Annotated in this window: 14 protein-coding genes and 1 pseudogene; 5 read left to right on the forward strand and 10 right to left on the reverse strand. The window is 68.8% G+C overall.

What is annotated here, in order from left to right; all coding sequences use genetic code 11:
• Window positions 1-59 precede the first annotated feature (59 nt).
• On the forward strand, window positions 60-641 hold the full coding sequence (idi, locus tag NGR01S_RS29320; protein WP_245664827.1) for an isopentenyl-diphosphate Delta-isomerase: 582 nt from the start codon (window positions 60-62) through the stop codon (window positions 639-641).
• 536 nt (window positions 642-1,177) lie between these two features.
• Here the strand turns inward: idi and argH are convergent.
• Window positions 1,178-2,587, reverse strand: coding sequence for an argininosuccinate lyase (gene argH / locus NGR01S_RS29325; protein ID WP_245664828.1), 1,410 nt, complete (start codon window positions 2,585-2,587; stop codon window positions 1,178-1,180).
• 39 nt (window positions 2,588-2,626) lie between these two features.
• Window positions 2,627-3,829 (reverse strand): argininosuccinate synthase, encoded by a 1,203-nt coding sequence (locus NGR01S_RS29330; protein WP_063042608.1) that lies wholly within the window; start codon window positions 3,827-3,829, stop codon window positions 2,627-2,629.
• Window positions 3,830-4,129: 300 nt separating this feature from the next.
• Between NGR01S_RS29330 and NGR01S_RS31710 the strand changes: the two genes are divergently transcribed.
• Window positions 4,130-4,276, forward strand: coding sequence for a hypothetical protein (locus tag NGR01S_RS31710; RefSeq protein ID WP_169811993.1), 147 nt, complete (start codon window positions 4,130-4,132; stop codon window positions 4,274-4,276).
• A 92-nt stretch (window positions 4,277-4,368) separates the two neighbouring features.
• Entirely contained in the window at window positions 4,369-5,835 is a 1,467-nt protein-coding gene (locus NGR01S_RS29335) for a serine/threonine-protein kinase (RefSeq protein WP_063042610.1), read from the forward strand.
• 24 nt (window positions 5,836-5,859) lie between these two features.
• Here the strand turns inward: NGR01S_RS29335 and NGR01S_RS29340 are convergent, their stop codons facing one another.
• The 7 genes from NGR01S_RS29340 to NGR01S_RS29370 form a co-directional block, all read right to left on the reverse strand.
• The gene (locus NGR01S_RS29340; protein WP_063042612.1) at window positions 5,860-6,369 is read right to left on the reverse strand and encodes an arginine repressor; all 510 of its coding nucleotides are present in this window, start codon (window positions 6,367-6,369) and stop codon (window positions 5,860-5,862) included.
• Window positions 6,366-7,331 carry an ornithine carbamoyltransferase gene (gene argF, locus NGR01S_RS29345; RefSeq protein WP_063042614.1) on the reverse strand — a complete coding sequence of 322 codons (966 nt, stop codon included), beginning with the start codon at window positions 7,329-7,331 and terminating at the stop codon, window positions 6,366-6,368. Before argF ends, NGR01S_RS29340 begins: the two co-directional genes overlap by 4 nt.
• Entirely contained in the window at window positions 7,328-8,527 is a 1,200-nt protein-coding gene (locus NGR01S_RS29350; protein WP_063042616.1) for an acetylornithine transaminase, read from the reverse strand. The genes argF and NGR01S_RS29350 overlap by 4 nt, the downstream gene beginning before the upstream one ends.
• Complete coding sequence (gene argB, locus NGR01S_RS29355; protein ID WP_063042618.1) at window positions 8,524-9,438, reverse strand: acetylglutamate kinase; 915 nt, start codon at window positions 9,436-9,438, stop codon at window positions 8,524-8,526. Before argB ends, NGR01S_RS29350 begins: the two co-directional genes overlap by 4 nt.
• The gene (gene argJ / locus NGR01S_RS29360) at window positions 9,435-10,646 is read right to left on the reverse strand and encodes a bifunctional glutamate N-acetyltransferase/amino-acid acetyltransferase ArgJ (protein WP_063042620.1); all 1,212 of its coding nucleotides are present in this window, start codon (window positions 10,644-10,646) and stop codon (window positions 9,435-9,437) included. Before argJ ends, argB begins: the two co-directional genes overlap by 4 nt.
• On the reverse strand, window positions 10,643-11,713 hold the full coding sequence (gene argC / locus NGR01S_RS29365; protein WP_084481813.1) for an N-acetyl-gamma-glutamyl-phosphate reductase: 1,071 nt from the start codon (window positions 11,711-11,713) through the stop codon (window positions 10,643-10,645). The genes argJ and argC overlap by 4 nt, the downstream gene beginning before the upstream one ends.
• A gap of 158 nt (window positions 11,714-11,871) precedes the next feature.
• The gene (locus NGR01S_RS29370) at window positions 11,872-12,384 is read right to left on the reverse strand and encodes a hypothetical protein (RefSeq protein WP_063042622.1); all 513 of its coding nucleotides are present in this window, start codon (window positions 12,382-12,384) and stop codon (window positions 11,872-11,874) included.
• Window positions 12,385-12,873: 489 nt separating this feature from the next.
• Between NGR01S_RS29370 and NGR01S_RS30680 the strand changes: the two are divergent.
• Window positions 12,874-13,113, forward strand: a pseudogene (locus NGR01S_RS30680) (enoyl-CoA hydratase-related protein); the annotation flags it as partial.
• A gap of 30 nt (window positions 13,114-13,143) precedes the next feature.
• Here NGR01S_RS30680 and NGR01S_RS29380 read toward each other — a convergent pair.
• Window positions 13,144-13,773 carry a helix-turn-helix domain-containing protein gene (locus NGR01S_RS29380; protein ID WP_084481811.1) on the reverse strand — a complete coding sequence of 210 codons (630 nt, stop codon included), beginning with the start codon at window positions 13,771-13,773 and terminating at the stop codon, window positions 13,144-13,146.
• A gap of 16 nt (window positions 13,774-13,789) precedes the next feature.
• Here NGR01S_RS29380 and NGR01S_RS29385 point away from each other — a divergent pair.
• The coding region (locus NGR01S_RS29385; RefSeq protein WP_169811994.1) for an AzlC family ABC transporter permease at window positions 13,790-14,084 on the forward strand (295 nt) is incomplete at its 3' end.

Genomic DNA, 14,084 nt, shown 5'->3' on the forward strand with positions numbered 1-14,084 from the left:
ACATCATGTACCCGGCACCTCGGCGGAACTCCCACGCCCGCGCCGATAGGCTGAGGATCGTGACCGACCCGACCCTCCCGCCGGCCCGTCCGGCCGCCATCACCGACCGGGAAACACTGCCCGTCGAACTGGTGGACTCCGCCGGCAACACGGTCGGCTCGTGTCCGGTGGCCGAGGCCCACCGCGCCCCCGGCCGCCCGCACCGGGCTTTCTCGGTGCTGATCTTCGACACCGCGGGCCGGACGCTGCTCCAGCAGCGCGCGCCCGGTAAGACGCGGTTTCCCGCGCGCTGGTCGAATACCTGCTGCGGCCATCCCGCCCCCGGCGTTCCCGTCGCCGAGGCGGCCGGAACAAGACTGGTCGAAGAGATGGGTCTGCGTGTACCGCTGACCGAGGTCGGTGTCTACAGCTACCGGGCGGGTGACCCGCGCACCGGGTTCGTCGAGGACGAATGGGATCACGTGCTGGTGGGCGTGCTCGACGATGCGCGACCGGAGCCGGACCCGGCCGAGGTCGCCGACTACCGCTGGGTGTGCCCGGACGAGTTGCGCGCCCGGCTACAGGAGGACCCGGAGCGGTTCAGCCCCTGGCTCGCCGGAGTACTGGAGATCGCCGCCGCCGGGCCGCAGGTGCCGGCCTGAGCCGGCTGCCGGCACGGCAGCGGAGGTCGTCGACGACATCATGGTTTCTACATCCCGGCCGAGCCGAACGCCTGCGCGATACCGCCGAGAAAATCGGAAACAGCTATATAAGCCACCGCGAGTGCGACCAGTACGAATTCCATGCCGACTTCATCGGTCGACGGCGACCAGCCGTTATCCCTATCTCTTCACGCCGTCTCCTCGCCGGGCCGCGAGGTTGTTCGGTATGCGACCGTGCCGGATGCCCTCGGACCCGAATGCGCACTCGCTCGTCGCGGAGCCTTCTGACCGGAAGCTCCGGTTGGTCGTGCTCCGGTTCAGATTTCCATAGATAGATGCGCATATCTGAGTAGTTGAATCATTCGCAGTGGATACCGGGGATGTCTTCGCTGTAACCCATTGCGGAACGGTCCCGAGGCCGACACCGGCAGCCGAGTGGCCGGCCCGCGCGTACCCGGGACGGCGTTACCGCACCGGCCGCACCGGCCGCACCGGCCCGGCCGGTCTGCGCGGCCGGGCCCCGCCCCGACGCCGGATCAGTCCAGCCAGCGCCGGACATTGTCGGCGGCCGCGCGGATCTCGCCGAGCTGTTCGGTGACCCGCTCCCCTGCCGTCCCACCGCGGGCGTTACGCGACGCGACGGAGCCGGCCACCGTCAGCACCGCACGGACCTGCGGAGTGAGCGCCGGATCTATCGCCGCGAACTCTTCGTCGGTCAGTTCGTCCAGTCCGACGCCCCGCGCCTCGGCGGTCCGCACACAGGCACCGGCCGCTTCGTGCGCGACCCGGAACGGCACCCCGTGCCGGACCATCCATTCGGCGATATCGGTCGCCAGGGTGAAACCGGCGGGTGCCAGCTCGGCCATCCGGCCGGTGTGGAACGTGAGCGTGGAGACCAGGCCGGCGATGGCCGGCAGCAGCAGTTCCAGCTGGGCCACCGAGTCGAACAGCGGTTCTTTGTCCTCCTGCAGATCCCGGTTGTAGGCCAGCGGCTGGGCCTTCAGGGTGGCGAGGAGCCCGGTGAGGTTGCCGATCAACCGGCCCGCTTTACCGCGGGTGAGTTCGGAGACGTCCGGGTTCTTCTTCTGCGGCATGATCGACGAACCGGTCGACCAGGCGTCGGCCAGGGTGATGTAGCCGAATTCCGGCGTACTCCACAGGATGATCTCCTCGGCCATCCGGCTGAGGTCCACTCCGATCATCGCCAGGACGAAGGCGGCCTCGGCCGCGAAATCCCGGGCCGAAGTGGCATCGATGGAATTGGCGGCCGCGGCGGTGAACCCGAGTTCGGCCGCGATGGCCTCGGGATCGAGGCCGAGTGAGGACCCGGCGAGCGCACCGGACCCGTACGGCGAAATCGCGGCCCGCTTGTCGAAATCACGCAGCCGGTCGATATCGCGTATCAGCGGATGCGCGTGGGCGAGCAGATGGTGCGCCAGCAGTACCGGTTGCGCCGCCTGCAGATGGGTTTTGCCCGGCATCACCGCGCCCGGATGCGCCGCGGCCTGGTCGGCGAGGGCGTCCACCACCGTCACCAACCCGGCCGCGATACGCCGTACCGCGTCCCGCAGCCACATCCGGAACAGCGTGGCGACCTGGTCGTTGCGGGAACGTCCGGCGCGCAACCGCCCGCCGAGCTCCGGGCCGACCCGCTCGATGAGTCCGCGCTCGAGTGCGCCGTGCACGTCCTCGTCCGATTCCGCGGGCGCGAAGGCGCCGGACTCGACATCGGCGGCCAGCCGGTCCAGGCCGGCGAGCATGGCACTCAAATCGCTCTCCGAGAGCAGCCCGGCCTTGTTCAGCACTCGGGCGTGCGCCTTGGACGCGCGGATATCGTACGGTGCCAGCGCCCAGTCGAACTGGGTCGATTTGCTCAGCGCCGCCATCGCTTCGGCGGGACCGGAGGCGAACCGCCCACCCCACAACGCGCCTTCGTTGGTGCTCACTACCTCTCCCACGTCTCGGTCGGCTGTACCGGCTGCGCGTTACTTCTGGTTCAGATCCCGCTTGGCCGCGACCTTGGAGGACAGACCGTGGATCTGCACGAAACCCTTGGCCAGCGACTGGTCGAAACTGTCGCCCTCGTCGTAGGTGGCCAGGTTGAAGTCGTAGAGCGACTGGTCGCTGCGACGGCCGTTGATCGTAACGTTCCCGGCGTGCAGCACCATCCGGATATCGCCGGATACATGCTGCTGAGTCTCCGCGACGAAGGCGTCCAGCGCCCGCTTCAGCGGCGAGAACCACAGGCCGTCGTAGGCCAGCTCGCCCCAGCGTTGCTCGACCTGCCGCTTATAGCGGCCCAGCTCCCGCTCCAGGGTCACGTTCTCGAGCGCGCGGTGCGCGGTGATCAGCGCGATGGCGCCGGGGGCCTCGTAGATCTCGCGGCTTTTGATACCGACGAGCCGGTCCTCGACCATATCGAGCCGGCCCACGCCCTGCCGCCCCGCGCGGCTGTTCAGTTCGGTGATCGCCTCGAGCACGCTGACCTGGCGTCCGTCGATGGCGACCGGGACACCGCGTTCGAAGGTGACGATGAGTTCGTCGGGCGCCTCGAAGTTCACGGTCGGGTCGGTGGTGTAGTCGTAGACATCCTTGGTGGGGGCGTTCCAGAGATCCTCGAGGAACCCGGTCTCGACCGCGCGGCCCCAGACATTCTGGTCGATGGAGAAGGGCGACTTCTTGGTGACATTGATCGGGAGCTTGTTCTCCTCGGCGAAGGCGATGGCCTTCTCCCGGGTCCAGGCATAGTCGCGGACCGGGGCGATCACATTGAGGTCGGGGGCCAGGGCGCCGATGCCGACCTCGAAGCGGACCTGATCGTTGCCCTTACCGGTGCAGCCGTGCGCCACGGTGTCCGCACCGTGGAACTTGGCGGCCTCCACCAGATGCTTGACGATGAGCGGGCGGCTGATCGCCGAAACCAGCGGGTATTCGCCCTGGTAGAGCGCGTTGGCCTGGATAGTGGGCAGGCAGTACTCGTCGGCGAACTCGTCACGGGCGTCCACGACGACCGCTTCGACGGCGCCGCAGTCGAGCGCGCGCTGACGCACCACGTTCATATCCTCACCGCCCTGCCCCAGGTCGATGGCCACGGCCACGACCTCGGCGCCGGTCTCCTTGCCGATCCAGCTGATGGCCACGGAGGTGTCCAGCCCACCGGAGTAGGCGAGTACGACGCGTTCGGACATGTTCTGGTGCTCCTCGGATGATGGTGCGGATGATGTTCGGTGGGTGATGTTCTGCGTGCTCGGCCCGCCGTCTTTTCAGCAGTATGCTGGCCCGTTGCCGGCTCGGCTCTCACACCGCCGCCACAAATGATTATGCACGATGATGCAATCTCATTCACAATCGGGGTGGCTACCGCTGCGACCAGGCAGTATGCCGAGCCCGGGATCGATTGCGATCCGCGCTCCCCTCTTCCCCGCCCACCCGCCCTATGAGACGCTGATCACATCGCCCGGCGCTCGACAGGCAGAGGAGGACGAACCGTGCAGACGTTGCAGCAGTGGGCGCAGGACAACTACGAGACGATCGGTTACTACGTGGTCACCCTCGGGAACGCTGCCCTGAGCCTCGGCAAATCGGGTATCGAGATGGCCACCCCGCTCCTGCAGGACCTGGTGAACAACCACTGAGCGCCGCCGATACCCGGCAACTCCCCCTCCGGGTCCCGCGTGCGAAAGTACGGTAGCGTCACGGCGTTCGGACGGAAGCGGAAGGAGCGGCGGTGCTGGGGGTGGGCACGACCTTCGCCGGATACCGCATCGAAGGGGTCCTGGGACAGGGCGGCATGGGGACGGTGTATCTCGCCCGCCATCCGCGGCTACCGCGCAGTGTCGCGTTGAAGCTGCTGAACCGGGAGGTGAGTACCGATATCGAACTCACCCGCCGGTTCGAGCTGGAAGCCGATGTCGTCGCCCGGCTGGAACATCCGGGAATCGTCGGAGTGTTCGACCGCGGCACCGACGACGGACACCTGTGGATCGCCATGCAATACATCCGGGGCACCGACGCGGCGACCTGGGACGCCCGCGCCCATCCGCCGGCGACCGCGATCCGATTGCTCGGCGAGACCGCGACGGCACTCGACTACGCGCACAGCCGGGGCGTGCTGCACCGGGATGTGAAACCGGCCAATATTCTCATCGCCGATGCCGAAGCGCTGCGTGAATCCCACGCGGTGCTGACCGATTTCGGTATCGCGCGGCTCACCGACGCCAATACGAAACTCACGGCCACCGGGGCGTTCACCGCCACCCTCGCCTACGGCTCCCCGGAGCAGTTGTCGGGCGCGGCGGTCGATCACCGATCGGATCAATACTCGCTGGCCTGCACCCTGTTCGCGGTGCTCGCCGGCCGGCCCCCGTACGCCGCCACGAATCCCGGCCAGGTGGTGATGGGGCATATCTCGCAACCACCGCCGCGACTCACCGCCATGCGCCCCGACCTGCCCACCGCCGTCGACGCGCCGGTGGCTCGGGCGATGGCCAAACAACGCGACGAACGGTTTCGCAGCTGCGGCGAATTCATCACCGCAGTCCGCGAGGCACTGGAGGGCAGGCATACCGCGGCCCCGGCGGTGACCCCGGCGACCCCGGCACCGGTCGCACAGCCGGCGCCGGCCCCCACTCCGCCGGACTTCCGCGCGGGCCACGTCTCCCGGCCACAACCGCGGCCGGCGCAGCAGCGGGTGGTGACCGATCCGCGCCCGCCGGTCGCCCGGTCGTGGCCGCAGGCACCCGGAGCGAAACCGGGCCGCGGGACCGCCGTCACCGCCGGTCTCGCGACGCTGCTCGTCGCGGTGTTCCCGGTGATCGTCTTCTGTGTCGGACTGGTGGAGACGGCCCGGGCGGTCGCCCAGGGCACTCCCGCCGGGCGCGCGGATCTCGTCTACTCGACGGTCGCGCTGTTGTTCACCGGGGTCGTTTCCCTGCTGTGGATCGCCGCCGGCCTACTGTTGCTGGCAGGCAGACGATCGGGACGCGTGCTGACGCTGGTGAGCTCGGTGATCGGCGTGCTGTCGGCGATCGCCGGGTCGGTGGCCGCCGTCGCCACGCGCGAGCCGGCCGTCCTGGCGTTTACCGGCCCGCTGCTGATGTTGTCGGCGGTCGCGTTCGTCGGTGCCGCGTCACGTGCCACCGGTCGGTGGCTGGCGTATCGCACATCCGAGCGAGCCGGCGGCCCCAGATACTGACCGCCGAGTCCGGGGCCGTACGGGTCAGGCGAGATCTTCGATCTTCGCGGCCAGTTCGGCGCCGGTGAGGGGCTCGCGCGCGATCACCGCGATGGTGTCGTCCCCGGCGATCGTGCCGACGATATAGGGCAGCGCCGCCCGATCCAGGGCGCTCGCGAGGAAATGCGCGGCGCCGGGCGGCGTGCGCAGAACCGCGATATTACCGCTGGAATCAGTGGAGACCAGCAGATCACCGAGCAGTTTGGCCAACCGCCCGGTGCCACCGGTGACGCCGCGCACCGGGCTACCGTCTTCCGGCACCACGTACACCCCGGCGCCACCGTCGGCGGCCCGGAGTTTCACCGCGCCCAGTTCGTCCAGATCACGCGACAGTGTCGCCTGGGTGGTCTCGATCCCCTCCGCCGCGAGGAGGGTGGCGAGCTCGGTCTGGCTGCGCACCGGATGCGCGGCCAGCAGCGCGATGATCCGCGACTGCCGACCGGCGCGGGTGGCGGCGGTGACCGGTCCCGCGGAATGTATCCGGGCCTCACTCATCGTCGTCGCGCGCCCTCGCGTGCCAGCAGCCACACCAGCAGCGCCTTCTGCGCATGCAGCCGGTTCTCGGCCTCGTCCCAGACCACACTCTGCGGTCCGTCGAGCACCTCGTCGGTGATCTCCTCGCCGCGGTGCGCGGGCAAGCAGTGCAGCACGATAGCGTCGGCACCGGCCCGGGACAGCAATTCGGTGTTCACCTGGTACGGGCGGAACGGGCCGACCCGGTCCAGTCCGTCGCTCTCCTGACCCATGGAGGTCCAGGTATCGGTGACCAGTACATCGGCACCGGCGGCCGCGATCCACGGGTCCTCGGTGACGACGATGCTGCCGCCGGTCTCGGCGGCGCGGGCCTCGGCGGCCTCGACCACCGCGGGGGCCGGGAGGAAACCCGCGGGGGCGGCGATCCGGACGTGCAGTCCGGCGGTGACCCCGCCCAGCAGCAGCGAATGGGCCATATTGTTGGCCCCGTCACCGAAATAGGCCAGCCGCAGACCGCGCAGACCGCCCTTGTGCTCGGTGATGGTGAGCAGATCGGCCAACACCTGGCAGGGATGGAACTCGTCGGACAACGCGTTGACCACCGGAACTGTGGCGGTGGACGCCATCTCCTCGAGCCGCTGCTGACCGAAGGTCCGCCAGACGACGGCCTCGACATAACGCGACAGGACCCGCCCGGTATCGGCCAGTGTTTCGTCACGTCCGAGCTGGGTGGTCTGCCCGTCCACCACGATCGCGTGCCCACCGAGCTGGGCGATACCCAGTTCGAAGGAGAACCGGGTGCGGGTGGAGTTCTTGTCGAAGATCACCCCGACGCCGCGCGGTCCCTCCAGCGGCCGGCGCGCGAACGGGCTCTTCTTCAGTTCGGCGGCCAGCGCCAGTACCTCGGTCTGTTCCGCGGGGGTCAGGTCATCGTCACGCAGGAAATGCCGGACAGCGGTGGCCGGTTGTAGGGAGGCGGTCATCCGCGCGGTCCTTTCGTTTCGGCCAGTACCTCGTCGAGGATCGCCGGAAGATCCAGCACGAGATTGTCGGCCTGGGTTTCGGTGAGCACCAGCGGCGGCGCCAACCGGATCACATCGGGTTTGGCCGGGTTCACCAGATAACCGGCGGCCCGCGCGCGGGCCTCGACCCGAGGCGCCACCGGAGCGGTCAGCCCGATCCCGATCAGCAGGCCGGCTCCGCGTACATCGGCGATCAACGGATGCTCGAGCACCGCGATCCCGTCGCTGAGCCGCTTACCCACCGATTCGACGTGTTCGAGCAGCCCGTCCTCCTCGAGCGTGCGCAGCACGGCCAAGGCCGCGGCCGCGCAGACCGGGTTACCGCCGAAGGTGGTGCCGTGCATACCGGGCGTGAACAGTTCGGCCGCCGGCCCGGTGGCCAGAACCGCACCGATCGGCAGTCCCGCACCGAGCCCCTTGGCGAGGGTGATGACATCGGGGGTGATACCGAACGACTGGTGCGCGAACATTCTGCCGGTGCGGCCGATACCGGTCTGGACCTCGTCCAGAATCAGCAGCGCCCCGGCGCGCGCGGTGATCTCCCGGGCCCGCACCAGATAGTCCATCGGCGGTACCACCACACCGCTCTCGCCGAGCATCGGCTCGAGGAAGACCGCGGCCGTATCCGCATCGACCGCGCGTTCCAGGATCCGCGCGTCGCCGTAGGGGATATGCACCACGCCGGGCGGCATGGGTTCGAACGGCGCGCGCTTGGACGGCTGACCGGTGAGGGCGAGCGCGCCCATGGTACGGCCGTGGAACGCCTCGTCACAGGCGATGATCTTGCGGCGACCGGTGAGCCGGGCCAGTTTGAAGGCCGCCTCGTTGGCCTCGGTGCCGGAGTTGCAGAAGAAGGCGCGACCGTCCCCGTCACCGAAATGCCCGAGCAGCCGTTCGGCGAGCTCGATCACCGGTTCGCTGCCGTACAGGTTCGAGACGTGACCGAGCGTGCCGAGCTGGTCCATCACCGCGTTCAGGATGGCGTGGTGCGCGTGACCGAGGCTGTTGACCGCGATTCCGCCCACGAAATCGACGTAGCGGTTGCCGTCCGCGTCGTACACCACCGCGCCGGTGCCCCGGGTCAGCACGACCTCCGGGGTGGCGTAGTTGCGCATCATCACATTCGACCAACGTTGCCGCAGTTCCGCAGTGCTCATGCTCTGACTCCGTCTTCCTCGTTCGCCGGCGGTGTGACCATGGTTCCGATTCCCTCCCCGGTGAAAAGTTCCAGCAGTACCGAATGGGGTACGCGACCGTCGATGACGTGCGCGCCCGATACGCCACCGCGAACCGCGCGCAGACATGCCTCCATTTTGGGGACCATCCCCGCGTCCAGCGACGGCAGCAGGTCGGCCAGCGCGTCGGTATCGATCACACTGGTCAGCGAGGAGCGGTCGGGCCAATTCGTATACAGGCCCTCGACATCGGTGAGCACCACCAGTTTCTCGGCGCCGATCCCTTCGGCCAGCGCGGCGGCCGCGGTGTCGGCGTTGATGTTGTGCACCACGCCGTCGGCGTCGGGGGCGATGGTGGACACCACGGGGATCCGGCCCGCGCGGATGAGGTCGAGTACCGAATCCGGGTGCACATCGGTGACATCGCCGACCAGTCCGATATCGGTGGCCGCCCCGTCCACGAACACCGTGCGGCGGGTCGCGGTGAACAGCCGGGCGTCCTCACCGGAGATCCCGACGGCGTAGGGCCCGTGCGCGTTGATCAGCCCGACCAGTTCCCGGCCGACCTGACCGAACAGCACCATCCGGACCACATCCATCACCTCCGGTGTGGTGACCCGGAACCCGCCGCGGAACTCCCCGGTGAGACCCAGGCGTTTCAGCATGGCCGAGATCTGTGGCCCGCCCCCGTGCACCACCACCGGATGCACACCGACGGTGCGCAGGAAGGCCATATCGGCGGCGAAGGCCCGTTTGAGGCCGTCATCGATCATGGCGTTGCCGCCATATTTCACGACCACGATCTTGTCGCGGAATTTCTGCAGCCAGGGCAGCGCACCGGCGAGAATGTGAGCTTTGTGCAGCGCGGACAGTTCGTGCAGCGCGTCGGTCATGAGCTGTAGGCCGAGTTCTCTTCGACGTAGCCGTGGGACAGATCGGTGGTGCGGACCGTGGCGGTGCCGTCGCCCAGCCGCAGATCGACGACCACATGGATATCGGCGCCGGACAGGTCGACCTCGCGCGCGCCGGGCGCACCCGTACCGTCGACGCAGACCGGGAAACCGTTGAACGACACCGAGATCAGATCCGGGTCCAGATCGATGGGCGCGGTGCCCACCGCGGCCAGCACCCGCCCCCAATTCGGGTCGGAGCCGAACATAGCGGTCTTGACCAGGCTGTCCCGGGCGATGATCCGGGCCGCGACCAGTGCGTCGTCCTCACTGCGCGCGCCCTCCACCGTGACGAGCACCCGCTTGGTGGCACCTTCGGCGTCGGCCATCAGCTGCCCGGCCAGATCGTCGCAGACCGCGAGCACGGCCGCGTCCAGTTCGTCCTGGGTGGGCGTGACCTCACTGGCGCCGTTGGCCAGCAGCAGGACAGTGTCGTTGGTGGACATGGCGCCGTCCACGTCGAGGCGGTCGAAGGTGAGCCGGGTGGCCCGCCGCAGCGCGGTGTCGAGTTGTCCGGCGCTCACCACGGCATCGGTGGTCAGCACGACCAGCAGCGTCGCCAGACCGGGGGCCAGCATGCCCGCGCCCTTGGCCATGCCGCCGACGTTCCACTTGTCCGGGTGGTGCAGGGACGCTTCCTTCGGCACGGTGTCGGTGGTCATGATCGCGTGCGCGGCATCGGTACCGCCGGACATCCCGCCGCCCATCTCGTGCACGATCTCGGTGACCGCGGGCAGGAGTTTGTCCATCGGCAGCCGGTCGCCGATGAGGCCGGTGGAACACACCGCGATCTCCCCGGCTCCGGTTTCGGTGCCCCAGTTGCTCAGTGCCGCGGCGAGTTCCTCGGCGGTGCGATGGGTGTCCTGGAAACCCTCGGGCCCGGTGCAGGCATTGGCCCCGCCGGAGTTCAGGATCACCGCGCGCAGCCGTCCGCCCTTCAGGACCTGCTGCGACCACAGCACCGGCGCGGCTTTCACCTTGTTGCTGGTGAACACGCCGGCCGCCGCGTAGTCGGGGCCCTCGTTGAAGACGAGCGCGAGATCGGGGCCACCCTTGGCCTTGATACCCGCGGCGATCCCGGCGGCCCGGAAGCCCAGTGGTGCGGTGACGCCCTGGTTGTGCACGAGGTTTCCGTTCTGGTCGATGGTCACGGTGCCACTCCTACGGTGGACAGCCCGGCGGTCTCGTCGAAGCCGAGCGCGAGATTCATGGACTGCACCGCGCCGCCGGCGGTGCCCTTGGTCAGATTGTCGATCGCGCCGATCACCACGAGCAGGCCCGCGTCGGTGTCCACGGCGACCTGCAGCGTGACGGAGTTTGCGCCCAGCACCGATCCGGTCTGGGGCAGGACGCCCTCGGGCAGCAGATGCACGAAGGGCTCGTCGGCGTAGGCCTTCTCGTAGACGGCGCGTGCCTCGGCCGCGGCCACCCGCACCGGCGCGGTGCAGGTGGCGAGAATTCCGCGCGGCATGGGCGCGAGCACCGGGGTGAACGACACCCGGACCGGCGCATCGGCGACCGCCGACAGGTTCTGCGTGATCTCCGGGGTGTGCCGGTGCGCACCGGCCACTCCGTAGGCCCGCGCGGACCCCATGACCTCGGATCCGAGCAGACCGGCATCGAGTTTGCGGCCCGCCCCGGAAGTGCCGCTGACGGCGACGATATGCACCGTCGGCTCGACGATGCCCGCGGCGACCGCGGGCGCCAGCGCCAGACTGCTGACCGTCGGATAGCAGCCGGGGACCGCGATCCGGGTGGCACCCCGCAACGACTCCCGCGCCCCGGGGAGTTCCGGCAGACCGTACGGCCAGCTCCCCGCATGGGGCCCGCCGTAGTAGCGGTCCCAGGCGGCCGGATCGGAGAGCCGGAAATCGGCACCGCAGTCGATGATCACCGTGGATTCCGGTAGCTCGGCCGCCAGTGCCGCCGACTGCCCGTGCGGCAGTCCGAGGAACACGATGTCGTGGCCGGCCAGTTCGGCGGCGGTGGTCGGGGCGAGGATCCGGTCCGCCAGCGGCAGCAGCTGCGGCTGCAGTGCGCCCAGGGCGGTGCCCGCGTTGTTACCGGCGGTCAGCGCCCCGATCTCGAGGCGCCCGGCTCGGTACTCCGGATGCCCCAGCAACAGACGCAGCACTTCCCCGCCCGCGTAACCGCTGGCACCGGCGACGGCCACGCGCAGTGGTCCGTTCCGGTCGGGCACATCCGTGAGATCAGCCATGTGATGATTATGCACGACCATGCAAGCTCATTCACAAACCGGTCCCCGCGTCCGCTCTGCGAATTCCGGCAACCCAGGACAGGGACAGGGACAGGGACAGGGACAGGGACAGGGACAGGGACAGGGACAGGGACAGGGACAGGGACAGGGACAGGGAATCATCCGAAGGCAGGTGCGAGCCCGATGCGCCGGCGCAGATCGACCAGGTAGCGATTCCGCAGAAGTGCGGGGTGCCGGTCGTAGAGGAGATCGAAGGCCGAATCGACGATCTGATCCACCATCACGCCGAATTGCTCTCGCGACAGCGACACCCGGCCCGAATGATGGTTCGATGAGATCGTGACGTCGACACCGGCGCTCTCTACGCAATAGACGAGGGGTTCCACGGTCATACAGGTTTCGACCCGGTCTTCGCTCTTCATCGCCACAGGCAGGTATTGCCATGCCAGCGCGAAGTCCATAACGGGAGCCCACACGGCGGAGAAGTCGTGACCGCCGATGATCAGGTCGATATCCGCCCGGAACCGGTAGGCGAGGAAGTCGCTCTCGGGTATGTCGTCCCAGCCGATCGATGCCCGGTCCTCGGAAAACGATACCGGAACCCAGTCCGATGCCCAGGACAGATCACTTCGATTCGGCTCATACCGAATATCGAAAGACTGCTGCGCCATGACCGACCACCCTCCGCCCGACTGATCGATCCCATCATCCGGCACCTCCACCGGACCCTGGGTCTCGGCGCATATCTTTCCACCCAGGAAGACCTGGGAAGCGACTCACCGACCGGCATCAGCGCCGTCGATACGCTCCGACAGCGGTCCGCCGCCTCGGCGAACCGCTGCCACGATTGGTTAACATTAGAACATGTGTTCGAACGGCAGGCTTCGGGACCGGCTCGGCGCCCTGGAACAGACCGTCGACGCACTGCTCTCCTGCGACCTCACCACGGTCCCGGACAGCGAACTCGGCACCTCACTCGCACAGTTCGAGTCACGCACCCGCACCCTCGTCGGCCTCACCGCGCGGCTGGCGCATGAGCGCAACCACCGGAACGGGCCGGGCCCGGCAGCTCCCGGCGCCCCACCCATGCGAGAAGCCGGGCACCCCGCGGAGGCCCGGGCTGCCGCGCCGAACCGCACCTCGCACTCACCCCACCCGAGGTCGTCGAACCCGACCGGCTACTCGAGACCGCCCACCGGCTCGCCGCCGAGATCGCGGTCAATCCACCGCACGCGCTACGGATGACCAAACGGCTGTTGCGCGAGGGCCAGCAGCAGAGTCTGGAAACGCTGCTGGAACTCTCCGCGGCGATGCAGGCCCTCACCCACCACACCGCCGATCACGACGAAGCCGTCGGCGCCATGCTGGAGCGGCGCACGCCTCGGTTCACCGGGCAGTGACGACCGGCCGGTCGGCACCGGCCCGGCACGTCAGGGGTATTCGGAGATCAGTGTGGCCACCGTCGCGGGCGCGAGGGCTTCGAATACGTGCGGCACATCGGCCGGATAGGCGATGTAGTCGCCCGGGGTGAGTTCCACGAGTTCACCGGCCGTCCCGACGAGCGCGCGACCCGCACCGAGCAGAACATGCTCGACGGTCCCTGGAAGGTGCGGCTGCGAGTCCCGGCGCGGCCCGGGCTCGGCGGCGATGCGATAGATATCACGGCGAACCCCCGCCGGGCCGACCGCCAGCAGGGTGGCCCGGTAATCGGCCTCGGCCGAGAACACCGCCGGCCCCTCCGCGGCCCGGATCACCCGGGTCTGCGGCCGCGGCGGATCGAGCAGCCGCGAGAACGGCACCTCCAGCGCCAGGCACAGTGCCCAGAGGGTCTCCAGGCTGGGGTTTCCGCCGCCCGATTCGAGCTGCGAAAGGGTCGATTTCGCGATACCGGCCCGCCGGGCCACCTCGGTCAGCGACAGCTCCGCGCGCAGGCGTTCCCGGCGCAGGGACGCGGCGATCACCTGCTGTGGGGTTCGGCCGGGAAAGCCGCCGGAGTGGCCGTCCGGCCGTTCGTTCGGTTCGGCATTACCTTGTTCGGTTTGACGAACGATAGCGTCCATGTTCACCATGGTAGTCATGTGTTCGTTATGGCGAACGGTCGATCCGCCGGCCCGGTCACTGATCGCCGCGCTCTGCCTCGCGGTCACCGTGGCCGGGATGTCCTACGGGGCCACGGCCGTCGCGGCCGGTTTCCCACTGTGGTTCCCCGTCGCGCTCGGGGTGCTCGTCCTGGCCGCCGGTTCCGAGTTCCTGTTCGTCGGCATCGTCGCCGCGGGCGGCAGCCCGTGGGCCGCGCTGGTCGCGGGCCTGCTGATCAACGCTCGCCATATCGGCTACGGCCTCGCGGTCTCCGCGGTGATCGGCACCGGGC

It is taken from the genome of Nocardia grenadensis NBRC 108939 (genome assembly GCF_001613445.1).
Classification (GTDB): Bacteria; Actinomycetota; Actinomycetes; order Mycobacteriales; family Mycobacteriaceae; genus Nocardia; species Nocardia grenadensis.